We start from the raw sequence: 24,590 nt of genomic DNA, 5'->3' as shown, positions 1-24,590 counted from the left end.
ATGACGGACCAATTAATTAGTATCGAATGGCGAGATGATGAGCTGATTCTTCTCGATCAGACGCTTTTGCCAAATGAAGTTGTATACGAATCATTTTCAACTGCTGATGGCGTATGGGATGCCATTCAAGTAATGAAGGTCCGCGGTGCACCTGCAATCGGAGTTGCGGCGGCCTATGGCCTCTATCTTGGAATCAAAGATGCTCCTGAAGAGTCATTTGAAGACTTTGTTCAAGTGGTTCGTGATCAGTCTGCTTTTCTCGCAACATCCAGGCCAACGGCAGTGAACTTATTTTGGGCGTTAGAAAGAATGGAAGCGGTTGTAGGAGACAACAACGGTTTGCCTGTTGCTGAGCTTAAGGAGCGTATTCTAAAAGAAGCCAAAGCCATTCACCGTGAAGATGAAGAGATCAACCGCAAGATCGGGGAGCACGCCATTACTCTTTTTGAAGATAAGATGGGTGTTCTCACGCATTGTAACGCTGGTGCACTGGCAACGACGAAGTATGGAACAGCTACATCACCAATGTATCTTGCAAAAGAAAAGGGTTGGGATCTAAAAATATATTCTGATGAAACAAGACCTCGTTTGCAAGGATCGATGCTGACAGCGCTTGAATTAGAGCGTGCAGGAATCGATGTTACGGTTATTACAGATAATATGGCAGCGGTGGTGATGTCACAAGGGAAAATTGATGCTGTTATCGTTGGATGTGATCGCGTAGCTGCAAACGGAGACGTCGCAAACAAAATCGGAACGCTAGGCGTATCGATTCTGGCTAACTATTACAACATTCCATTTTATGTAGCAGCACCAACTCCAACGATCGATTTAAAAACTCCTACTGGAAAAGAAATACCGATTGAGGAAAGAGACTCTCATGAAGTGATCAATCGTTTTGGGCAATTTTCTGCACCAGAAGGAGTCAATGTGTATAATCCAGCATTTGATGTGACCCCTAACGAGAACGTTACGGCGATTATTACTGAAAAAGGGATCATCCGAGCACCATATTCTGAAAACCTCAAGAAAATATTCAGCTAAAAGGTTCCTGTCATTTATTGCTTTTAGAAAATTGGTACGATAGATTAGACATGGAACTAAATAAGTACAGAATAGGGCGAGATACTCATTATGTCTAACTCACCAGTTAATCGAAGAAAACAAATCATAGATATTCTTGGTCAAACCGATTACGCGGATGTTACCTACTTAAGTAACGTGTTTAATGTATCGGAAATGACAATAAGAAGAGATATTGATCGGCTTGAAAAGGACAACGAAGTCATCCGTGTATATGGCGGAGTTAAGCTTAAAACGAAGCGTCTGTATGAAGCATCGATCGAAGAAAGATTAAAAAGCAATCACTCAGAAAAAATGGCGATTGCTCGAATCGCTGCAGGTCTCATCAACGATGGGGATGTGATTGCATTTGACGCCAGTACGACGGCACTTGAAGTGAGCAAGCTCATTAAAGATAAAGAAAAGCTGACGGTAGTAACGAACAACATCAGCATAGCGATCGAACTATCCGATACCCCAGGGATTGCGGTGATCTTACTTGGTGGATTCCTTCGCGACAAGTCATTGTCATTAGTTGGACCTTCCATCAAAAAGTTCTTAGAGTCTATCTATATCGATAAAGCCTTTTTCTCTGCAAAAGCGCTGAACTTTCATGAAGGTTTAACAGACTCCACCATCGATGAAGGAGAAGCAAAGCAGGCGATGATCGAAAAAACATCGCAGCTAAATGTCATTGCCGATCGTTCCAAGCTTGGGTGTGTTTCTTTCTTTAAAATCTGCGGAAAGGAACGGATCGATCGAATTATTACAGATGAATTGGAACCTTACACTCCGAAACAAAAAGAGTGTGTTACCAGTTATAAAACTTATGGCACAGAAGTAGTGATTGCAAAATAGTCCTCTAACTGCCTAACTTATAGAAAAGAGAGGCGTTCACATGCTTTTAGTTAAGGAACGAAGACAAGTTGTAGAATACGGAAGAAAGATTGTAAGCAGTGGCTTAACAAAAGGTACCGGTGGCAATATTAGTATTTATAATAAGGAAGAAAACCTTGTCGCGATTAGTCCGAGCGGCCTGGATTATTTCAGTACGGAGCCTGAAGACGTCGTTATTGTCGACTTGCTAGGTGAGGTAGTGGAAGGAAAGAGGAAGCCTTCGAGTGAATTAGATATGCATCTTATCTTTTATCGAGAAAGAGAAGATATTGAAGCGGTCGTACATACCCACTCCCCTTATGCGAAAACGATCGCTTCCCTAGGTTGGGAGCTTCCAGCCGTTTCCTATCTTGTCGCATTTGCAGGTCCGAATGTGCGCTGCGCACGATACGAAACATTTGGAACTCCCGCATTAGCGAATGCTGCACTGAAAGGAATGGAAGATCGCCGAGCTGTTCTACTCGAGAACCATGGAATGATCGCAGGAGCTTCAACCATTGATGCCGCGTTTACAATTGCCGAAGAAATTGAATTTTGTGCAAGGATCTATTATCAGGCAAAATGTATTGGTGAGCCTAAGATTTTATCGAATGAAGAGATGGAGAAGTTGAGTGTTAAGTTTGAAGGGTATGGGCAGGGATAACTTGTTTTAACGAGTGTAGATATAGGAATGTCGTAGAAGTTCTTCTTAATTTGAAGAGCTTCTTTAGTTTGGAAATACGAGGATGAACTAAACGAATAGAAACTTATGCATAATTGTATGTATTAAGCTGAATAAATAATTCCAGTAGGTGAAATCGGGGGAATTGTCGTTTGTAAGGATCAAATGATGGTGGGGTATTGGAAAGTAACTGAATTAACATCTGAAACGGTTAAAGGAGATTGGATCTATACGCCGTTATATGGGATATCTGGACGAAGAAGGATATCTCTACCTTGTTGATCAAAAATCAGACTTGATTATTAGCCGTGGATTTAATTTTTATCTACGTAAACTTGAGAGGAGGGCATGTTGTCCAAAACGTGATTCAATTGGAGTGCTTATAAAGTAGAAAACAAGCTAGTCTATATAGACTAGCTTGTTTGGTTTCCTAATAGTAATTATGATTTTTTGGATTAAAGTTTTAATTGACAAGTACAATCACTCTGAAATTACTATATTTCTATTCTACATATAAAAATTACTGTAAAATGGTAATTGTGGATTATTTAAGAAACTGGGGGAGAGAAATGAAGTTCAGAATGTATATAGATTATTATACATATTTGTTTTTGATGAAAAAAAGTGAAACATTCATGTTAATCATTGATTTGTTAATTTTTATTTTCTCAATAAGAGCCTTTGTAAGGCAATGGTCTATTCCTGAAACAAGCTTGTTTAGCAATTCATCTATTTTCTTGTTGGTTATTTTTTCATTTTTTAAATTTGGTTATGATGTATTTAAAATAATCTATGAACTGAAAAAATATAATGATAAAAGAAATTATTCAATTAAAACGATAGACAGAATTTTGTATAAAGAGAACCTATATCTACTAGATGATATCCATCCGAGCACCGTTGAAGAGAGAAATGGGTTTGTCAGAATCGATATACCATTACAGAACGATTTCACCTTTCAATCAAAAAAAGTTAATAAAATGCTTTGGGAGAGCACATTTGCAATAGAGCGTAACCCTATTAAAAAGAAGAAAATTAAACAAAAGTTAATTAGGGAAAAGGAGGACTTACTTCCTTTCTTCAACCTTCATTTCAACAGATCGATTTCTGATAACAAACACTTCTTTAATCAACAGAAGCTTTGTTTATCGAGTGATATTAGTACGAATGAAAATAAAGTTTTTTGTCACAAAGGATCTTACTACGATACGTTTTTAACAAACCATGTTTGCACAAAAGCATTATATAAAAAGGGCGATGACTTAATCTACAAAGATGGAGCAAAGTACTTCCCTTTTGAAGTGTACGATAATAAGTTTAGATTGAAAGAAATTAAGTATTCTACAATTAACAATGAAATAGGTGTGTCAACCCTCGGCTTTACAAGTGACAATTATTTAGTATTATGGAAGCAAAATGAACACGCTCAATCCAGTTCTAATTTGTTTGTCCCAACAGGAAGTGGTTCAAGTGACTGGTCAGACTTTGAACAATCTAGCTTTAACAAAGCTCTCATTAATGGTATGGAGAGAGAGTTAGTAGAAGAAAGCGGCTTAAAAACTGATAGTAAAGTAGAATTGTTTGAAACTAAAATATTGGGTTATTTTAGATGGGTAAAAAGAGCAGGGAAACCTGAATTTACTGGTCTTACAAAAATTAACGCACTCTATTCCGACCTGAATCCTGATGAATTAGAAGTAAGGGAATCAAGAACCCAGCACCGTTGGCAAATTCAAAGTATTAATGATCTGCAAGAATTGATTATCAAACTAAAGAATGTCCCTGACTATAATGAATTGCTTTCAGTCCCGTTGTATATGTGTCTCACTCAATTAGAAGAAAAAATGAATGAAGACCCAGAAGAAATAAAGCTGTTTCTAGAAATCTAATGGATAAATAGGGACAGTTTCTCGTCCAATAGAGACAATAATTGATAGAAAAATAAGCTATTCCCTTTGTGGAATAGCTTATTTTTCAAGTGCTGAATACAAAGAATTAGCCAAACCTTACAATGATTCACCTACTCACCTTAAGGAATTTTAAACAAGCCAATTATAAAAACACAACCCACAAAAACCCCAACACCCCTGAAGACACCGCATAAAAAAGCATCGGCCCAATCGTCATCCTGATAATCGTTCCTTCCTTTCCAACCATTCCAACCACAGACGCTGCAGCAACAACATTCAATACACAAATCATGTTACCGGCATTTGCTCCAAGAACCTGCAGAGACAGCACGAGCTGCTCGTTCATCTGTAGCTGATCCGCGACACTGAATTGGAAGAGTGAGAACATCATGTTACTGAAGGTGGCACTTCCTGAGATAAATGAACCGAGTGCACCAATGAATGGCGCGACGAGAGGCCAGGCATCTCCAACGGAGTTCGCAACCATCGTAGCAAGTTCCATTGGCATACTCATTAAATCCGCACCGTTCACTTCTGAATTAATAAAGATCCTAACTATTGGAACAGCTGTACTTAACGCGAAAACGGTCCCAGCCATCGTTTTTAATGAGTCGATCATGGTAACCTTTATTGCTTCCATCGTCATTTTATGAATAACAATCGTAATGAGAATCACCACAATGAAAATGGAGCCTGGTAAGTAGAGCGGTTCAAATGAAGTGCTTATCTCTGTACCAAGAATTTGCTGCCAACCAACATTTACTGACTTTAACCATCCCTTAATCGGTAAAATGTCTAACCGTGTTAAAACTAAGAAAATAGCTACTAGTAGGTAAGGCATCCATGCAAGCCAGAGTGGGAGAGGGGTTCTTTTATTCGGAGTGCTACTAGGTTCTCCAAAATCCCATGACTTATCAGGTAATAGAAACCCTCGTTTAGCCGCAGGTATGACGATAGCAAGCCCTACGAGTCCTCCGATGATTGAAGGGAATTCAGGACCTAGTAAGCTTGCAACTGTAAAAGCTGGAAGAGTAAAACTGACACCCGCGAATAAAGCAAACTTCCATATCGCTAATCCTTCTTTCCAAGAACGTTTTTTTCCAAAATACCGTGTTAGCATCATCACTAATATAAATGGAATGAATGTACCTACGAATAAGTCAATAAACACGGCACTTTGCGTCACGGCCTGCAAGTAGTCACTCATCGGCTGGTTCCCAATTGTTGCTGCTACTTGATCAGCAACTGCAGGGCCCTGACGGAGACCCTGGTCAACTCCTACAATAATCGGCGTTCCAACAGCTCCAAATGATACGGGGCTACTATCTGCGATAAGCGCGAGTGCCACAGCAGCAAGCGGAGGGAAACCAAGGGCGACAAGGAGCGGAGCCCCAATGGCTGCAGGTGTCCCAAAGCCAGCTGCTCCTTCAATAAATGCCCCGAACAACCATGCAATAATGATGAGTTGTACCCTTCTATCTGTTGAGATCCCCATAAAACCAGTTCGGATCGCATCGAGGGCACCACTATTACGCAAGGTGTTCAATAACAAGATGGCACCAAATACGATCCAAAGAATAGATACTGATATGATTAGTCCTTCAATGGAAGCCGCTGCAATTTGTAGTAGAGGTATTTTCCATACGACATAAGAGAGGACAGCGGTCAGCAAGAAGCTAACCGGCATTGCTTTCGTTGCCGGAAGTTTCAAAAGAACGAGAAGAATAAATACAGCGAGTACAGGTGTTAAAGCGGTTAAAAGTTCTATAGTATTCATGTTCATCACCCTATTGTGTGTATAGTCGATTATGATAACTTACACAAATTACTATATAGAAATAAGGAGAATTGTTATGTGATAAACCGCACATTCTTATAAGTCAATAGCGACAGGAATATCTTTTGAGCTCTCCCTATGAATGAGAGTAACGTGACATCAAATAAAGGAAATAGTGAATTGTTATTGAATATAAGGTAGGGCACAAAAGTGGCTAAATAAAAGTCTTATTTTACTCACCTTAGAAGTGGGTGCGATTAAGCAGGGAGAAGAATGAATGAAAGAGTTAAGAGCATATCAATATAATCACTTCATTTCAGCACCGATTGATCTTGTTTATGAATGTCTACATAAGGACAAGCATGTGCTGAAATGGAATACGATGATTGTGGAGCATATTTATGAGGGTTCTGAAGATGAAATCACGGCAGGCTCGACTTTTATTTCAAAACAGAAGCTAGGTAAGAAAATTTATACGTTGGATGCAGAAGTGCTTGTTCACGAACCTCCGTATAAAATTGCAATGAAAACCGTGACGAATGAAGGCACAAGCTTTACTCGCTATCAGTTAGTAGAAAGCGATAATGGAACAGAACTATCTGTAGAAGCTAGCTTAATCCCTAAGAATGTCTATTATTCTATTGTGGGGAGATTAACTCTCTGGCTTAGTAAATTTGTATTTCTGGAACAATATGAAGCGTTTATTCAGTATGTGTATGATCAGCAGAAAAGGAACCTGTCCCCACGTCCCACCAAGACAAAACAGTGAGACTCAATGAGCCTCACTGTTTTAATTTTGGTTGGGTATCAACTAGAAACCTCCCACCGTTTCTACCCTTTTATTTTCAACAAAGCCGTATACGTATTAATACGCCCTCTTTCATATAGAGAACCTGTCCCATTTAGCGGAACAGTTGTTGTCTCAATCGCATTTTGAACGTTGTTAACGCTAGGATCAAGAGAGAGCATCAGGGCCGCTAAACCAGCTACAAATGGTGAAGCCATCGATGTACCTGATAACGTACCGTAGTTGGTTTGACCTGTTCGATTCTCGTAGGTTGGAAGAGTAGATAAAATGTCGACGCCAGGGGCGGCAACATCGACCCAGGAAGAGCCGTAATTTGAGAACGATGCTTTCGTGTCGTTTCGGTTTAAAGCTGCAACGCTAAGGCAATGTGGATATGCGGCTGGGTAGAAAAGGTCGTCTGAATTATTATTTCCGGCAGCAGCCACGACCAACACTCCGTTGTCTTTCGCGTATTGTATTGCATCTTGAAGCGTTGTACTAAAAAAAGTTCCACCAAGGCTCATATTGATGACTTTTGCTCCATTATCTGTTGCATAAACAACTCCTTGAGCAACATCGCTGTACGCTCCGCTTCCAGTATCGTCTAACACCTTCACATTTATGATTCTTGGATTAATGGCCAGTCCCGCGACACCAATTTCATTTTTCGTGGTAGCAGCTGCGATTCCTGCTACGTGCGTTCCGTGACCTTGTAAGTCTTCATACGTTGAAGAATTTGAGAAGTTTTTATTTAACACGATCTTGTCCACTAAATCAGGATGATTTGTTTGAACACCAGTATCTAAAATTGCGATTTTCACAAATGTTGATCCACGTGTGACGTTCCATCCTCTAGTCGAATTGATTTTAAGAAGACCCCACTGGTTAGGTAAGAGGGGATCATTCGGTGTCAACTGAGTCGCTAAGATGCCATCATACTCGGTATATTCAACTCCAGAAAAGTTAGAGAGAATCGTCATCTTAATGTTTAAGAGAAGGGGATCAACTCCTACCGTATAGACGTTCAGTACTGGTATCTCATCTAATAGAGTAAGGCCACCCACTTGTTGAATAATCTCCAAAGCACGTCGCCTTGAAACACCAGGGATAAATCGAACTATAAATCTATCTGGAAAGTAGTTCACTGAAGTAACACCTCCTATCATTGTAAGGCATTACTAGTTTATTCATAGAATTACTTGATGATTGGGGGAAGGTACAAAATAGCTGAAAATGGGGGGGAGGGGACAGGGGACATGGGGACAGGTTCCTCGTCCCACTTAAACATCCTCTACTATAGAGTGAATTTGTGGACGGAGGGACAATGTACCTGTCCCTCCGTCCCCGTCCTCCTGCAGGATTTTCTTAGTTGCTGTTTAATAGTATAGGAGTACAACAGATGAAACACTTAAAAGCCCACTGTCTTCCGCCCTTCCTAAGATTTACCCTTCTCCCATCCAAAGCTACTTTATTTAACTCCCCCATCTTTTTATCCTATTTCTTTCCCTAGAATGGTAATAAAACGAACCTAACGTTACAGAAAAAGAGGTGACCCTAATCTGGTTAGAAAAGCGAGAACAAAAAGCAAGACTGGTGTTTATCATATTGTGTTTAGAGGTGTTAACCGTCAAACGATCTTTGAAGATGATCGTGACAAAGAGCGGTTCTTAGTTTCCCTTGCCAGGTATAAACAGAAAAGTGGCATTGAACTTTACGCGTACTGTTTGATGGATAATCATGTCCACATGTTGGTGAAGGAGACAGAAGAGAGCATCTCAACTTTTATGAAGAGACTGAGCTCAAGTTATGTGTATTGGTACAATACGAAATACGAGAGGTGTGGTCATTTATTTCAGGAAAGGTTTAATAGTGAGAATGTTGAAAGTGATGCGTACTTTAAAACAGTTTTGAGGTATATTCACCAGAATCCTCTCAATGCACATCTAGTTAAAAGTGTGTGGGACAGTAAGTGGACAAGCATACATGAATATGTGAACAGAGCAAACTTGGTCAATATTGAAAAAGGGTTAGATCTATTTTCTACTGATAGATGTTTAGCTCGTCAGCGATTTATCCTTTACATGCAGGAGTTACGTGAAGATCAATGTTTGGATGTGAACGAAGTCGTGAAGTTTTCAGATGACCAAGTAAGAGAGTACCTACGTTCTAATGGCATTATATGTAATAGTGTACTTCAGCAAATGGATAGAGAAGAACGGAATGTTGTGTTAGCTAAAGTGAAAAGAATCGAAGGGATTTCTATTCGTCAGATATCTAGAGTGACTGGAATCTCGAAAAGTGTAATTGATCGATTAAAGTAAACAGTTGGTCGGATCCCGTCCAGCAAAACTATTCTTTCTTTGTTATCCTCGTCGCATCCATATACTTATTGTTGCATCCTTCTAAAAACAAAAATATAAGCATAATTGGGACGAGGAACCTGTCCCCATGTCCCCTTCCCCCTCCCTGCTGGGACAATGTACCTGTCCCTCTGTCCCGATTACCACTTGCACTTTTTGTCAAATCGTCTTAAAGTATATAATGGTTGAAATCCATCATAAATGGTAATGGATAGATTAACTTGTCACTTTTTAATTTGGAGATTACGTTCTCCTTAAGGAAAGGGTTCAGATAGATATGACACAAAATTTTTGGCATGAGTTGCCGAAGCCGTTTTTTATTTTGGCACCGATGGAAGCCGTCACAGATGTTGTTTTCCGTCATGTCGTGAGTGAAGCAGCAAGACCTGACGTGTTTTTTACAGAGTTTACGAATACAGAAAGCTTTTGTCATCCAAATGGAAGAGAGAGTGTACGCGGACGTTTAACGTACACAGAAGATGAGCAGCCGCTCGTCGCTCATATTTGGGGAGATAAGCCTGAATACTTCCGAGAAATGAGTATCGGAATGGCTGAAATGGGCTTTCGCGGCGTAGATATCAATATGGGTTGCCCTGTGCATAATGTTGCAGCGAAAGGAAAAGGATGCGGATTGATCCGTCGTCCGGATGTTGCAGCAGATATCATCCAGGCAGCAAAAGCAGGAGGACTTCCTGTAAGTGTGAAAACGCGCCTTGGCTATACGGAAGTGGACGAATGGCACGATTGGCTCAAGCACCTTCTTGAGCAGGATATCGTCAACCTATCCATCCACCTTCGTACAAAAAAGGAAATGAGTAACGTTGATGCGCACTGGGAGCTGATTCCAGAAATCAAGAAGCTTCGTGACGAAGTTGCGCCTCATACGCTTCTTACGATCAACGGTGATATCCCTGACCGTCAAAAGGGCCTTGAACTTGTTGAGAAATATGGCGTAGATGGCGTGATGATTGGTCGTGGAATCTTCCACAACCCATTTGCTTTCGAAAAAGAAAAGAAAGAGCATACGAGTGAAGAACTGCTAGACCTCCTACGTCTACAGTTGGATCTTCACGACAAGTATTCCGAGGAATTGGAGCCGCGTCTCTTCAAACCGCTTCGTCGCTTCTTTAAAATTTACGTTCGCGACTTCCGTGGAGCGAGTGAGTTGAGGCATAAATTAATGAGTACAGAAACGACGGATGAAGTACGTGAGATGCTCGATGAGTTTATGGCGAAAGTTCCAGTGAACGAATAGTAATACTTTTTGAGAGAAAAGCCCTTTGTGCTTTTCTCTTTTTTTATAATGTCTCGTTTAAATTAAAAACGGAACCTTAAAAGGATTCCGTTTTTGTTAAATCTATATATTTAACAGAGCAGCATACGTATTTATTCTACCTCTCTGATAAAGAGTACCTGTCCCATTTAGTTGTACTGTCGTAGTCTCAATTGTATTCTGAACGGCATTTACATCAGAATTGAGAGAAAGCATGAGTGCTGCAAGGCCTGCGACGAATGGCGCTGCCATCGATGTTCCAGATAATGAACCGTAATTTGTAGCTCCTTGGCTGTTTGCATACGTAGGAAGAGTGGAAAGGATGTTGACTCCGGGGGCAGCTACATCGACCCAGGATGCACCGTAGTTTGAGAATGATGCCTTGTTATCATTTTGATCTAACGCTGCGACACTTAGGCACTGGGCATAAGCTGCTGGGAAGAATAGGTTATTTGAATTTAAGTTGCCTGCCGCTGCGACGTTAAGCACGCCATTATCTTTTGCGTATTGAAGAGCATTTTGAAGCGTAGCGCTAGCCATTGGTCCTCCGAGACTTAAGTTGATAACCTTTGCGCCGTTTTGAGCTGCATATATGACTCCTTGAGCCACATCGCTAAAAGTCCCGCTTCCATTGTCATCTAATACTTTGATATTCATGATCTTAGGATTGATGGCGAGTCCAGCAACACCAAGGTCATTTCTAGTTGTAGCTGCAGCAATTCCTGCGACATGTGTACCGTGACCATTCAAATCTTCTGCAGTTGAAGACGCTGAGAAATTTTGGCTTAAAATAATCTTGTCCACTAAGTCAGGATGGTTCGTTTGAACACCGGTATCCAATATTGCAATATTTACTAGAGTTGAACCACGTGTAACATTCCAGGCTCGTACTGAATTTATTTTGAGAAGCCCCCATTGTTGAGAGAAGAGTGGATCATTCGGTGTTAGTGTAGCATTTAGAATACCTTCGTACTCAACATAATCAACACCAGAGAAGTTAGAAATGATTGTCATTTTAATATTTAACAAAGATGGAGCAACTTTTACAACATAAACATTCAGAACTGGAATTGTATCGATAACAGTAAGACCACCAACTTGCGAAATGATACGAAGCGCGGTACTTGGTGTAACGCCAGGTAAAAACCCGATAATAAATCGATCAGGTAAATAGTTCATTGTATTGATAACACCTCCTATATTCATAAGGTGTTACTAGTTTATTCAGTAGATTGATAGATGATTGGACGGGCTAGGAGGAACGCAGGGACAGGTTCCTTGTCCCGCTAAGCATCGTTCATTGGAGGGAAACTGTACCTGTCCCTGCGTCCTTTTGTTAGCTCTTTTCTCATATGAGGAAAGGGCTATTTTGATCGACTTCTCTTGGATTTATAGAGAGAAGTCTTTATAGAGGGTATTCTTAACTTAGAATTCATTAGAGGGCGGTAGGATAACGTGGAGAATCAAAAGTTAATAAAGGTTTTTCTAACCTTTTTCCTTATATGCATGTTCATGCTCCCAGTAAGCGCGATTGCGAGCAGTGGCGGGATAGACTATGGAGATTCTGAGTTAGTTGATTCGAATGCACCAAACTCAAAACAGGAATCTAGTAGACCGAATGAAGATAATGGTAGCTGGCTCCCGAATTGGCTTGAAAGTACAATTGGTCGTACAAAAAAGACGATCTTGAACACTTGGAATGGAACTAAAGAAGTTGCTACTGACGGTTTTGACTTAATAAAAGATAAAACGAATGAAAGCATTGAATGGATTGGTGACAAACTGCAAGGAGTGGGTGAGTGGTGGAATGAACGCTCGCTTCTAGAAAAATCGCTCATGATTCTTGGAGCAGGTGCGACGATATTAACTGGGGGTGTTGCCCTAGGTGTTATATCAGCAGGTGCTGCGGTCATTGCTGGTATCAGCGGCGCTGCTAGTTATGGTCTTTACGCGATGAATACTGATCAGGTTTCCTTGGCCGGTGGGCTAGGTATGATGACATTAGGTGCGTTTGGCGGTATTGGTATTGGCGCATTACGTGGAGTAGGAATGCTCGGGGCAAGAGGTAGTTCGCTTATAACTGCTGCTTCGAAAGGTATTAGTAGTTCAAGAATGGGCAGGGCCATAGGTGCATTAGGGCAAACTAGAGTAGGTGCTGCTATTTTAAGTGGGACAAGAGCTGCAATACGAGTAGCTCGTCCCGTGTTGAGCGTGATTTCTAGTAAGGGTGCGTTAACTGGCGCTGCGATTTCCTCTCTGTTTGCCGGAGGGACTCATGTATACAATACCATGGTAAACGGTGAGCCTCTTGATTCAAAGGCAATGATCAATGATATGGTTGTCTGGGGAGCTGCAGGTGCGATTGGCGTAGGGTTAGCTTCTAAAACATTTCAAGGAATCGGCACTTTTACAAAGTCCAAAGTATTAAAAACAGCTAGTAGTGCAACAGTTGGTGGCACTTCGGAGTATGCTCTTGGTAACTTGTTTCAAGGAAAAAGCCCAGGCATAAAAAAGACGTTGATGGTAGCTGGACTTTCGCTTGCTTTGGGTGGAGCGGTTGTACTTGGACCTGTTCTTACTAATGTAGGGAAGCAAGGTGATGGAGTAGGGACGGTTGCTAATAAGAATGACCTTATGACTACTAATAATGAAGCAAATGATGTGCTGATAAGACCTTCTTCAAGATTAAGGATGGATCTTCAATATTTTAGTAATAATACTCATCAAAGAAATACTTGGAATGAGTTTCAATCTCACCACAAGAATGTGTTTATTAATTCAACTCAAGCATCTAGTGCTTACAAAGAACTTATTGCTCGTCAATCCCCATGGCCTCATCAGTATGAACCTATAAAGACTACTCTCAAACCAGGTACTAGGTTTGAGATGGCACTTGGTTCAGGTCAACCAGTTAATCGTCCAGGCGGTTTTGGAACTTTTAATAAAATCGATGATACACGTTTTGTTAGAGAGATTTTAGCGGTGAAAGAATCGTGGAAACCGGATTTATCTAAAGTTGTAACTTATGAAGTTATTGAAGAATTACCGGTTAATAAAGGAAGAGTAGGTCCTCAAATAGATGAAAATACTAATAAGTATTTACCTGGTGGTGGAACGCAAGTCGAAATGTTAGTCTCTCCTAAAGATAGGATGAAGTATTTGAAAGTTGTAGACGAAAGAACTATAAACGAGTGAGGTAGTTGAAATGAATTTGGAAAATATTAACATAGACAAACAAAATAACAAGGTTGAATATTTGTACTATGGCAAAAAGAAAGAAATTCATATACCTAATTTGGAATTAATAGAAATTTATAAGACTAACAATAGGATTATTGCTCTTATAGGAGAAAGTGATTTTCTAAGCCATTTACAAGGATACAATTTTGAAGGTGAATACCTGTTTGAAGTAACACCCCCTGATCATTTTATGTATTCTTATCTAACAGAAGGTGCAAACAATGAAATGTTGGTAGTGTGCTCTTCATCTGAGGGAAAAGTAGATGGATGGTATGACTGGCATTTTGTCATCGATGAAAACACTGGTGTGCTCACTCGGGGGTATCCAGCTTACTAGTTGGGGATATAGGGGGACTTAGGGACAGGTTCCTCGTCCCACTAAATCGTCACTTATCATCATGAAGCAAAACTGAAAACGGAGGGACACTGTACCTGTCCCTCCGTCCCATATTAACCCCCTGCAATCATCCGCGCCAACTGACCACAGATAAGAGCGGCATACGTTCCGACGACGTTACCGAGTATCCCCATCAATAGTCCAACAGGTGCAAGCGCCGGTTGGAAGACGGAAGCAACGATTGGAGCGGAACTTGTTCCACCGATATTTCCTTGTGAACCAACGGCTACGAAGAACAATGGTGCACGCAATAGGCGGGCAGCGATAAAAATAAACAGTACGTGAATTGCGAGCCATACCATTCCCATCAGGATAAACTGAGGAGCTTGAACGATGTCCATCAAGTTTGCCTGAGCACCGATGGCTGTTAGGAATAAGTAGATTCCCATATAACCAAATTTACTAGCACCGTAGTATTCAAGTTTGCGAACTTTTGTAAATGATAGAAGAATACCAACGGCTGTAATGATAAGGAATGTCCATGTGGACGTGCTCATCACGTCTGATTTTGGAATGAAAGATAGATCAGCAAACAGACGGATTAAGTAAGATCCAGCAAAACCAATCGCAAGAATACCGAAAAGCTGTGGCAGCTGTAGAGGTTTTGCGTTTCTTTCTACATCTGTTGCAATCTCTGCATTTACTCGTTTGATCGTTGAGTTGTCTGCCTTGTTCCATTTGTTAAATCGTTCTTGGAAATTAGCAAGTGAGATCATAACACCCATCCAGCCGATTCCAACTAGCGTGTCTGTTAAGATGATCGGACTAAGAATGTCATCAGGTGTCTTGAACGCTTCGATCATCGCACCCATGTTTCCAGATCCACCGATCCAGCTTCCGGCAAGGGCACCGACACCACGCCATGCTTCATCTGGAAGGATACCTTGGAATAGGAAGAAGGCGATTGGTCCACCTACAACGACGCCAAGCGTTCCAGCTAAGAAAACAAGGATGGCTTTTCCGCCAAGTTTAAACGTGGCAGGTACGTTCGTACTGATCATTAACAGCAAGAGTCCAGCTGGAAGCATATAAGTGCTCAAGAAGCTGTACAGGTCAGAACTTTGAGGGATGATGCCGAACGTCGTAGAGAGCATCGGTAAGAAATACATCCAGATCAACGGCGGTAAATAGCCGAAGAATTTTTTTATCGGTCCATATTGAACTGTCGAAAGCATAAATACAATTCCGACAATTGCGATTAAATAAGCAAAAATTGCCATGGGTTGTTGAATGAGGGCTTGTGATAATATCATGTTGTGTCTCTCCTTATCTGCTTAAATCTTCGAATTATCAACAATAAGTTAAAAACCCAGATTTAAAGAGTATAGCACAGAGAAGAGACACTAGGACAGCACCATGTTCACTAAATTTATGGTAATGATTTATAAAAAAAAGCAGTGGTTAAACAAACGTTTGATTAACCACTGCTTTTTTATATTGGTTTAACTATTTTGAAACTGTTGATCTAGCTCACGCACCTTATCATAGGACCTCTTCAACCGCTCAGGAACTAACTTCCGTCCAAACTTCCAAGCGTTTTCCTCAATTTCAGCAATGAGCTTTTGTTGCACCTCTTCTTCCTCATACATTAGGATTCTTAAATCATGTCGGTGCTTCTTGAAGTCTAAATAATAACCGATCTCATGGTAGAGAAGAATGAGCGCGATGTCTTCTTCCTTCTCTTTTATGTGAACATTCATTTTAGCTTGATACCCATTAATTTCTAGATAATTAAACTTTATCGTGTTGGTTGAAACATTATAGCTCATAGGAGCTTTTAAGTCGTTATTGAATTCATAGTTAATCGTTAGCTCGTGCTTTTCTAGCGTATCTTTAATCAGTTTTTCGATATGGGATATATATAACATGTTTTTCACTACCTTCTCGTGATGCTTTTAACTTAAATCTTATCTTAAACCATGCCATATTCCTGCTAGTTTTTCTAGATAAAAGAATTATTCTGCGAGGTAAGTGCCTACTGCAGATGAAATAGCGCTCTCTTATAGAATTTAAACAAACGTTTGATTGAAAACGATCTTAACTATCCTTGTGATTTTCCAAAAAATTACCTGTATTTAGTATATAATAGAAATTGTTAGTACTGGTAATTAAAGGGGGCATTACTATGGGGATTAACTGTTATGTTCATGAAGACAAGGCATCCGTAGGGACATGCGTGGGGTGCGGGAAGTTTATTTGTCAGGAGTGCAATACGGAAGTAAAGAGGAAAAACTATTGCAAAACGTGTATCGGGGAAATCATGACAGAAAATCAAAGCAAGATTGAGAAACTCGAAGACAGCAAGAATAACTCAAACCCAATGGTCTTTATGAACGCTGGAGGTGGCGGTGGAGCAGCAAGCTCAGCAGCTAGTTCGAGCGGTTCAAATGGCGTGGGTGTTCCCGTGTACACAAAGAGTAAGGTGGCGGCTGGATTATTAGGGATATTGCTTGGCTCATTTGGTGCTCATAAATTTTATTTAGGTAGATGGGGCTGGGGAATTATTTATTTGTTATTCTCTTGGACCTATATTCCAGGTATTATCGGTTTTATCGAAGGATTGATTTATCTCTTCTCGAATGATGAGTCATTCGCAGTGAAACACGATCGAAACTATTTCAGGCGGGCAGCTTAGATACATAATACACATAGAAGACCAGCACTTCCTTGTAAAAGGGGATGCTGGTTTTTCATTTGTATCGAAGAACAGAGTATTTCCAGTTAACTGTGCCTCCAAGTCCCTTTCATGAAATACGTGAGCTCAAAATAGACTATGAGTAAAGGCTTTTAAGCAAAGGACTGATCAAATGGCAATCCATACGATTACAGCTGGGGATAACTTATGGCGTATTTCCATGACTTATCGTGTACCGATACCAACGATACGAGCTGTAAATGGACTCGTCTCAGATCGCCTCGTTCCAGGGCTAAACTTATACATTCCTGATCAAAATCTTCCTGAACAGTATTATCAGATCAAGCCAGGCGATACGTACTGGAAGCTGTCTCAGCAGTTTAATACTTCCACCCAAGCGATCATTGAAGCGAACCCAAACACAAATCCAAATACTCTACAGGTCGGGGTCCGTATACGAATTCCTTCTAGAGAGAAATATCGGATGCAATCATTAGTCTTTTTTGATGCGTTAGCAGGTACGCCTTATCTAGATACACTCAATACTATTGCAGGATCAATTACCTATTTAGCGATATTCACTTACTCTTTCACACGGGATGGGACTGTAATTGGAGTCGATGATGCTCAGGTTTTACAACGAGCGAAAGAGCTGAACATAAAGCCGTTACTTGTCATTAGTAATTATGAAGCGAACATGTTCAGTCCTGATTTAGCGAATGATGTTCTTCAGAGTCCGGATAAAAGAAAAGTATTGGTCCAAAATCTTGTTCGCATCGTAAAGGCAAAAGGGTATGCGGGAGTCAGTATCGACTTTGAATTTGTTCCTCCTGAGAGAAGGAATGATTTCACCGCTTTTTTACGAGAACTGAAAGTGGGTCTTGGCAATTTAGTTCTTCAGTTAAACGCACATGCAAAGAGCAGCGACATGCCGACCAATCGATTAGTTGGTTTTCTTGATTACAAAGAAGCAGGGAAAATCGTCGATATCATTTCAATCATGACCATTGACTATGGATATGCCATCGGACCGCCTGATCCGATAACACCTGTATGGTGGATCGAACAGGTTTTAATGTATGCGACTGGGCTGATCGAACGTCGTAAGATCATGATGGCGATGAGTTTATATGGGTACGATTGGACGGTACCGATTCAGGCAGGGGTAGGTGCCGCTATGTTACCCGTTCAAACGCTCCAAAACCGAGCGATCGATTCATGGATTCCTATTCAGTATGACGAAAAATCTCAGGCTCCTCACTACCGGTATCAATTGTTGAACAAAGACCACATCGTTTGGTATGAGGACATTAAAAGCATGATTGCGAAATATAAGCAGATGGAAGTGTATTCTTTGCTCGGAGCGACCTACTGGCGGTTGCGGTTTCCGTTTCCACAGAACTGGGCGTATGTTGAGAAGAACTTGCTCGTTATAAAATAAATCATTTTCTTCGTTGAGCAGGAAAGAGGGAGGGTTTATTGCTCCCTTTTTGCATGAAAAACTTCTATTGATTACCTAATTTCAGTAGACAAGATTACTAGAATGAACCTCTAAACTATCAGTTTTTTCTACTTCTAGTTGACGAATGTGCGATTTTCCTATCACTTCTGCCGTTCCAGTCACAACTCTTTAGAAATAAACTATATAAACCTATTTTATGATTTAGGAGTTGAAAGAATGAAATCTCGACATCGATTAACTGGTAGAGTGATTTTTAGGGGTGACCCTGGTTATGATAAAGCTCGGAAGAATTGGAATCCTTTCGTTGATACGTTTCCGTTAGTATTCGTGTTTGCACAAGAGACAAGAGATATCCAAAATGCACTTTCATGGGCATGTGAGAATAACGTTCCGATTCGTTTCCGTAGCGGTCGTCACGCATTAGATAAGGGTCTTTCTGAAGTGAAAGACGGGATTGTAATCGACGTTAGTGAAATGAAGAGGATTCGCTTCAATCGAAAAAAAGGAATTGCGATTGTTGAAACAGGCAGTAACGTAGGCCCTACGGTTAAAGCATTAGCAAGAGAGGGGTACATGCTTCCGTTTGGAGACAGTCCGACTGTTGGAGTCGGTGGAATCACGATGGGAGGAGGAATTGGACTCCTTCAACGTTCGATTGGTTTGATCAGCGACAATCTCATCGGATTGAAGATGGTCGATGCAGATGGCAATTTGATTCAAGCAGATCATCATAGAAACGAAGACCTTCTTTGGGCTTCCCGAGGTGGTGGCGGAGGTAACTTCGGTGTGAACACCGAATACGTGTACAAGCTGCACAAAGCTCCGGAAAAAGCTACTGTGTTTGAAATCGATTGGCCTTGGGATCAACTAGAAACCGTCTTTAAAGCATGGCAAAATTGGGCTCCGGATGTGGATACACGACTTGGTACAATCTTAGAACTTTTTTCGAAAAAGAACGGCACCCTTCGTTCCACAGGTCTATTTCTTGGACATAAGGATGAGCTCGAAAAGCTTTTAAAACCGTTAAAGAATGCAGGTTCGCCAACGAAAGTGTTTGTAAAAATGTTTACCTACCCAGACGCAGTAGACTATTTAATTCCAACTCAAAAAATACCTGGACGAGCAGATGCCAACAAGAAATTCTCCTCAAACTGGGCACAAGATCTTCTTCCTGATGAAGCCATTAAAGTGATGCGTCAGTTCTTAGAAGAATCGCAAAGTGAAGACACAAACTTTTTCTTCCTTAATGCTGGAGGAGCACTGAATCAACCGTCTCCTAATGAAACGGCATTTTACTGGAGGAACGCGAAGTTCTATATGGAGTGGAACGCGTCGTGGACGGATCGATCTGACCAAGCAAGAAACCTCGCTTTGGTAGAAGAAACCCGTTTAAGACTAAAACCATTCGTAGAAGGTTCCTATGTCAACGTACCAGATCAGTTCATTCGAAATTTTGGACCAGCCTACTATGGAACGAACTTTGATCGACTCCAGAGAGTGAAAGCTAAATATGATCCACGAAACGTCTTTCAATTTCCGCAGAGTATTCCGCCGAAGTATTATTAATGTTGGAATATTAGACTACTATTGCAAAGTACTAGATGCATTAGACTTTAAAGAATCCTTCTTCAGTGGAGGGGTTCTTTTTTGGTTCTAAACAATAAGTTTGTCCTAAGGATGAATAAGGGCTTATATAGTGAAGGGTGTTTAAACAAACGTTTGATTGAGTTGTCCGATCCCATGAACACCAATTTTGATCAACCGGTAACAAGGAGTAGAAAACACTATAAAAAATAGTATAATCAAACACAACAAATGGTAGAAATAAACAATTAATGTTGTATAATTGGTCATGTTGAGATTCTTTATAGGGGGAAGGGAAACAAGTGAAAAGATTTATATCAATTATATTGTCTATCGTTCTAGTGATTAGTCTATTACCGACTACTAGTGTCATGGCGGAGGCGGATGTAACGCCGCCTGAGCTTGAAAGTATTACGGTAGATAAGAAAGAAGCTACAGTGGGGGATACTGTTAAAGTCAGTGTGAAAGCTAGTGATAATGTAGGTGTACAACAGGTGAATTTACATTATCAAAAGCCGATTACAGGAAACACTATAGTACTTTCAATGAATTACAATGAAAGTACAAAAGCGTTTGAGGGAATGATCCCGATTACTGATGAAAGTGAATCAGGAACGTATAGCATAAGATATTTAAGAGTCAAGGATCCATCAGGTAACGAACTACTTCTAGCTTCTTATAGTGGAGATCAAGAACGATTGTCTGGTGGTGAATTTGTTGTTAGCGGAACCAATGGAGCAGATATTACCGCTCCAAAATTAGAAGGTATTAATGTTAATATCAGTGAAGCAACGGTTGGGGATACTGTTAAGGTCAGTGTGAAAGCCAGTGATAATGTAGGTGTACAACAGGTGAATTTACATTATCAAAAGCCGATTACAGGTAACACTATAGTACTTTCAATGAATTACAATGAAAGTACAAAAGCGTTTGAGGGAATGATTCCGATTACTGATGAAAGTGAATCAGGAACATATAGCATAAGGTATTTAAGAGTCAAAGATTTATCAGGTAACGAACTACTTCTAGCTTCTTATAGTGGAGATCAAGAACGATTGTCTGGTGGTGAATTTGTTGTCAGCGGAACGAGTGGAGCAGACATTACAGCACCAAAATTAGAGAACATATCAGTTAGTCACCAGAAGGCAACATATGGTGATGAAGTGAAAATTAGTGTGAAAGCCAGTGATAATAGAGGTATACAACAGGTAAACTTACATTATCAAAAGCCGATTACAGGTAACACTATGGTACTTACAATGAATTACAGTGAAAATACAGGAGCTTATGAAGGAATGATTCCTATTACTGATGGAAGTGAAATAGGAACGTATAGCATAAGGTATTTAAGAGTTAAAGATACATCAGGTAACGAACTACTCTTAGCCTCCTATAGTGGAGATCAAGAAAAACTATCTGGCGGAGAGTTTTCTGTAATAACCGAATCTAATTCGCCAATATTTAAAAGTCTTTCAATTAACAACTCAAAAGTAGAAGCAGGAGACTCCGTTTCTATCGATGTCAATGCGAAGGATGATACAAACCTTAACAACGCAACAATCACTTATATCTCACCAATAAGTAAAGAGGAATCGGCTTTTACTTTATCCTATGATCATGAGAAAGAGCTATTAACAGGGTCCGTTCCAGTTCAAAAAGAAATGGAATTAGGTAAATGGAAAGTGAAATCTATTGAGATTACAGACACAAATAAGAATCGTTTACTAGTCAATTCAAGTGATACAGATTTGAGTGCAGGTGATTTTACTGTCATTAAGTCAGTAGAACCACTAGATGCCTATGTTATCTCTTCAAATACAACTTGGTCGAACACAACGATTAATTCTGATGTGTATATAGCCCAAAATGTGACGTTGTCAGTCCGAGATAATGTGACGATTAATGGTGATGTGTATACACTTGGCGGCTTCCGAAGCTATGGCGGCCTAGAGATAAACGGTAGCCTTATTACGAACAGCATTAACTTTGGTTACTATACTCCCTCGAATGGACAGGCAATTTTATCAGGTTCTAACTCAATTTCTAGTATGGTAGCTACGAATAGGATCTTGAATGATGTTCCATTTAAAATGTATGACACTCCTTTAGTGAGTCGAGATGGAAAAGTTAAATTAACTGGAGCGACTCTACCATTCGTGACTGTTTCAGTTAATGGGAAATCTTTGGAGATAAGAGATAATGGAACGTTTAAAGAAGAGTTCTTTGATGTGGGTGGAAATGACAGCTTAGAAGTAAGTGTGACAGATCCATTCGGCTATGAATATAAGAAAACTTTTGAAGTGAGTGAAGTTTACATCGATTCAATCACAAAGGACTCCAAAGTAATAACAGGAAAAACACTCCCAGATATGAAAATTAACCTTTTATCATCTGGAAATGAACTGGGCAGTGTTCAATCTGATAAAGAGGGAAGATTTGAGCTGCCGGTTGCAAACTTAAAGGAAAACCAAGTTATAACGCTTCAGGTGTTTGATGAGTCCAATAAGTTAGTCGTTGAAAGAACGATTAAAATTAACGATGAAACGCCGCCACCAAAACCTGTAGTGGATGAAGTAACGGATCGATCTGAAAAGGTAACTGGGTTGACTGAACCGAAAGCGACGGTATTTGTTAAGGCAGGCTCAAAGGAATTAGGTAAAACTACCGCTTCAGATTCAGGAGATTTCTCAATACCAATTTCGGCACAAAAAGCTGGATCAAAGCTTACCATTTTTGCTGTGGATGCTGCAGGGAATCAGAGTGAATCAGCCAATGCTGTAATCCTAGATAGAACAGCTCCTGAGGCACCAGAAGTTGTGTTTGCATCTGAAACGAGTATCAGTGGTAAAGCTGAACCTGGAGCGAAGGTGGTTGTTAGTGCTGGAGAAGTAGAGCTTGGAAAGACTACATCATCAAGTTCTGGGGAGTTTACAGTTTCAATTGAACAGCAAGTGCCTGGAACAAACCTATCTGTGGTAGCTATAGATGAAGCAGGGAACCAGAGTGAACCACAAGTCGTTATTGTGGAAGACATAACAGCGCCCGAAAAGCCAATTGTTACTAAATTAGATGAAACAAGCGTAGCGGGAACTGCTGAAACAGGTTCAACTGTGTTCGTAGTGACGAATAAGGAAGTGCTAGGTTCAGGAGAAGTGGATGCTAGTGGAGCATTTAACATTACTTTTACTAAGCAGGCTCCAGGAACAATTGTAGAAATCTATGTGGTCGACTCAGCTGGAAATGAGAGTGAAGTAGTAACTGAGGAAATTTTAGACAAGACTGCTCCAGTACAACCATCTATCACGTTAGCCACAGAAAAAAGCGTTAAAGGAACTGCGGAGCCGTTATCTGAGATTCAAGTCACAGTAGGTGGAAAAACGTTTGTAACTCATGCTTCCACAAAAGGCGATTTTTATGTTGAATATAACGAACAGCCTGTTGGAAGTGAACTGAAGGTCGTTGCATTCGATAAAGCAGGAAACAAAAGTAAGACAGCTACCGCAATAATCAATTCAAAGACAAAACGTATAGCGGGTAAAGACCGTTATCAAACCGCTATTGAGATTTCAAAAGAAGCCTTTAAAGAAGGCGCTGAAACAGCGCTACTCGTTCGAGGCGATAACTTCCCGGATGCACTGGCTGCTGCTCCTCTTGCTTACAAGCTGGATGGACCGATTCTTTCAACTCCTAAGACTAAACTATTAAAAGAAACGAAAGATGAATTGAAGCGACTAGGAGTTAAGAAGGTTATCATTATTGGTGGTAGTGGGGCCGTATCTAAAGAAGTTGAAGCTCAGCTTAGTGATTTAGGATATAATCCAGATCGAATCAGTGGGAAAAATCGTTACGAAACAGCTGCAAAGATCGCTGAAAGAATAAATAGTGACAAAGCGGTAGTAGCTTATGGGTTTAACTTTGCTGATGCGCTCGCAGTTGCTCCATTTGCAGCAAGGAACGGGATACCTATCCTCCTATCAGACAAAGATAAACTCCCAGAAAGCACTAAGGCTGCTCTTAGGAAGCAAACGATTGTAGTTGGGGGAACAGGAGTTATTTCTGATAATGTACTCAATCAGTTGCCAACAGCAACACGTTTATCAGGAAAAAGTAGATACGATACAAACAGAGCAATCGTTAAACATTTCGATGTAAAAGCATCTAGAGCTTTTGTGGCAACAGGTAGAAATTATGCAGACGCCTTGACTGGATCTGTAGCGGCAGCAAAAGAAAATGCGCCACTTTTATTAGTCGAGCCTACTAAATTACCAGATCCTATTAGCAACCTGATTAAAGAATATAATTATGATCAATATTCAATCCTTGGAGGCAAGGGCGTTGTTAGTGAGGAAATTGGAGAGGTATTGAAGTAGAGATTTCATATCAGTAAACAACTTGTTGAGTATGAAATCCCTCTGTTAACGAAGCAGAGCAAAGTAATAAGAGAGAACTAGTTAGAAAGTTTATAAGAGAAACAAAAAAACAAGCCCTTAATCAAACGTTTGATTAAGGGCTTGTTTTGTTATGTTCTATTGTTAATGAGAAGGC

At 40.4% G+C, this 24,590-nt stretch carries 18 protein-coding genes; 13 read left to right on the top strand and 5 right to left on the bottom strand.

Annotated features, from left to right (window positions below; translation table 11 throughout):
- The 4 genes from mtnA to PFZ69_RS06940 all read left to right on the top strand — a co-directional run bounded on the left by mtnA (position 1) and on the right by PFZ69_RS06940 (position 4,509).
- The gene (mtnA, locus tag PFZ69_RS06955) at positions 1 to 1,044 is read left to right on the top strand and encodes an S-methyl-5-thioribose-1-phosphate isomerase (protein ID WP_270180282.1); all 1,044 of its coding nucleotides are present in this window, start codon (positions 1 to 3) and stop codon (positions 1,042 to 1,044) included.
- 90 nt (positions 1,045 to 1,134) lie between these two features.
- Positions 1,135 to 1,920: a DeoR/GlpR family DNA-binding transcription regulator gene (locus PFZ69_RS06950; RefSeq protein ID WP_270180281.1), complete on the top strand. Its 786-nt coding sequence runs from the start codon at positions 1,135 to 1,137 to the stop codon at positions 1,918 to 1,920.
- 40 nt (positions 1,921 to 1,960) lie between these two features.
- Positions 1,961 to 2,602, top strand: coding sequence for an L-fuculose-phosphate aldolase (locus PFZ69_RS06945; RefSeq protein ID WP_270180280.1), 642 nt, complete (start codon positions 1,961 to 1,963; stop codon positions 2,600 to 2,602).
- 653 nt (positions 2,603 to 3,255) lie between these two features.
- Positions 3,256 to 4,509 carry a hypothetical protein gene (locus tag PFZ69_RS06940; protein ID WP_270180279.1) on the top strand — a complete coding sequence of 418 codons (1,254 nt, stop codon included), beginning with the start codon at positions 3,256 to 3,258 and terminating at the stop codon, positions 4,507 to 4,509.
- Between the two features lie 163 nt (positions 4,510 to 4,672).
- On the opposite strand, the gene PFZ69_RS06935 is transcribed toward PFZ69_RS06940, so the two are convergent.
- A complete protein-coding gene (locus PFZ69_RS06935) occupies positions 4,673 to 6,307 on the bottom strand; it encodes an L-lactate permease (protein ID WP_270180278.1) in 1,635 nt (544 codons plus the stop codon).
- Positions 6,308 to 6,584: 277 nt separating this feature from the next.
- Here PFZ69_RS06935 and PFZ69_RS06930 point away from each other — a divergent pair, with 277 nt between their 5' ends.
- Positions 6,585 to 7,076, top strand: a complete 492-nt coding sequence (locus PFZ69_RS06930; protein ID WP_270180277.1) for an SRPBCC domain-containing protein — start codon at positions 6,585 to 6,587, stop codon at positions 7,074 to 7,076.
- Between the two features lie 62 nt (positions 7,077 to 7,138).
- On the opposite strand, the gene PFZ69_RS06925 is transcribed toward PFZ69_RS06930, so the two are convergent.
- Positions 7,139 to 8,239, bottom strand: a complete 1,101-nt coding sequence (locus tag PFZ69_RS06925) for a S8 family peptidase (protein ID WP_270180276.1) — start codon at positions 8,237 to 8,239, stop codon at positions 7,139 to 7,141.
- 462 nt (positions 8,240 to 8,701) lie between these two features.
- On the opposite strand from PFZ69_RS06925, the gene PFZ69_RS06920 reads away from it, so the two are divergent.
- The gene (locus PFZ69_RS06920; RefSeq protein ID WP_270180275.1) at positions 8,702 to 9,415 is read left to right on the top strand and encodes a transposase; all 714 of its coding nucleotides are present in this window, start codon (positions 8,702 to 8,704) and stop codon (positions 9,413 to 9,415) included.
- Positions 9,416 to 9,731: 316 nt separating this feature from the next.
- Positions 9,732 to 10,709: a tRNA dihydrouridine synthase gene (locus PFZ69_RS06915; RefSeq protein WP_270180274.1), complete on the top strand. Its 978-nt coding sequence runs from the start codon at positions 9,732 to 9,734 to the stop codon at positions 10,707 to 10,709.
- Positions 10,710 to 10,811: 102 nt separating this feature from the next.
- Here PFZ69_RS06915 and PFZ69_RS06910 read toward each other — a convergent pair whose 3' ends face one another.
- Entirely contained in the window at positions 10,812 to 11,906 is a 1,095-nt protein-coding gene (locus PFZ69_RS06910; protein WP_270180273.1) for a S8 family peptidase, read from the bottom strand.
- A 276-nt stretch (positions 11,907 to 12,182) separates the two neighbouring features.
- On the opposite strand from PFZ69_RS06910, the gene PFZ69_RS06905 reads away from it, so the two are divergent.
- Positions 12,183 to 13,922 carry a hypothetical protein gene (locus tag PFZ69_RS06905; protein ID WP_270180272.1) on the top strand — a complete coding sequence of 580 codons (1,740 nt, stop codon included), beginning with the start codon at positions 12,183 to 12,185 and terminating at the stop codon, positions 13,920 to 13,922.
- Positions 13,923 to 13,932: 10 nt separating this feature from the next.
- Entirely contained in the window at positions 13,933 to 14,304 is a 372-nt protein-coding gene (locus tag PFZ69_RS06900; protein ID WP_270180271.1) for a hypothetical protein, read from the top strand.
- Between the two features lie 113 nt (positions 14,305 to 14,417).
- Here the strand turns inward: PFZ69_RS06900 and PFZ69_RS06895 are convergent, their stop codons facing one another.
- Together PFZ69_RS06895 and PFZ69_RS06890 are read right to left on the bottom strand one after the other, a co-directional pair.
- Positions 14,418 to 15,617, bottom strand: coding sequence for a DUF819 family protein (locus PFZ69_RS06895; RefSeq protein ID WP_270180270.1), 1,200 nt, complete (start codon positions 15,615 to 15,617; stop codon positions 14,418 to 14,420).
- Between the two features lie 189 nt (positions 15,618 to 15,806).
- The gene (locus PFZ69_RS06890; RefSeq protein ID WP_270180269.1) at positions 15,807 to 16,232 is read right to left on the bottom strand and encodes a hypothetical protein; all 426 of its coding nucleotides are present in this window, start codon (positions 16,230 to 16,232) and stop codon (positions 15,807 to 15,809) included.
- Positions 16,233 to 16,489: 257 nt separating this feature from the next.
- Here PFZ69_RS06890 and PFZ69_RS06885 point away from each other — a divergent pair, with 257 nt between their 5' ends.
- From PFZ69_RS06885 to PFZ69_RS06870, 4 genes are all read left to right on the top strand, one after another.
- The gene (locus tag PFZ69_RS06885) at positions 16,490 to 16,999 is read left to right on the top strand and encodes a TM2 domain-containing protein (protein WP_270180268.1); all 510 of its coding nucleotides are present in this window, start codon (positions 16,490 to 16,492) and stop codon (positions 16,997 to 16,999) included.
- A 172-nt stretch (positions 17,000 to 17,171) separates the two neighbouring features.
- Positions 17,172 to 18,440, top strand: a complete 1,269-nt coding sequence (locus PFZ69_RS06880) for a LysM peptidoglycan-binding domain-containing protein (RefSeq protein ID WP_270180267.1) — start codon at positions 17,172 to 17,174, stop codon at positions 18,438 to 18,440.
- A gap of 237 nt (positions 18,441 to 18,677) precedes the next feature.
- A complete protein-coding gene (locus tag PFZ69_RS06875; protein ID WP_270180266.1) occupies positions 18,678 to 20,027 on the top strand; it encodes an FAD-binding oxidoreductase in 1,350 nt (449 codons plus the stop codon).
- A 320-nt stretch (positions 20,028 to 20,347) separates the two neighbouring features.
- Positions 20,348 to 24,415, top strand: a complete 4,068-nt coding sequence (locus PFZ69_RS06870; RefSeq protein WP_270180265.1) for a cell wall-binding repeat-containing protein — start codon at positions 20,348 to 20,350, stop codon at positions 24,413 to 24,415.
- The last annotated feature ends 175 nt before the right edge of the window (positions 24,416 to 24,590 follow it).

It is taken from the genome of Alkalihalobacillus sp. CinArs1 (assembly GCF_947387515.1).
GTDB lineage: Bacteria > Bacillota > Bacilli > Bacillales > Guptibacillaceae > Guptibacillus.
This window is presented reverse-complemented; position numbering and strand designations above follow the sequence as displayed.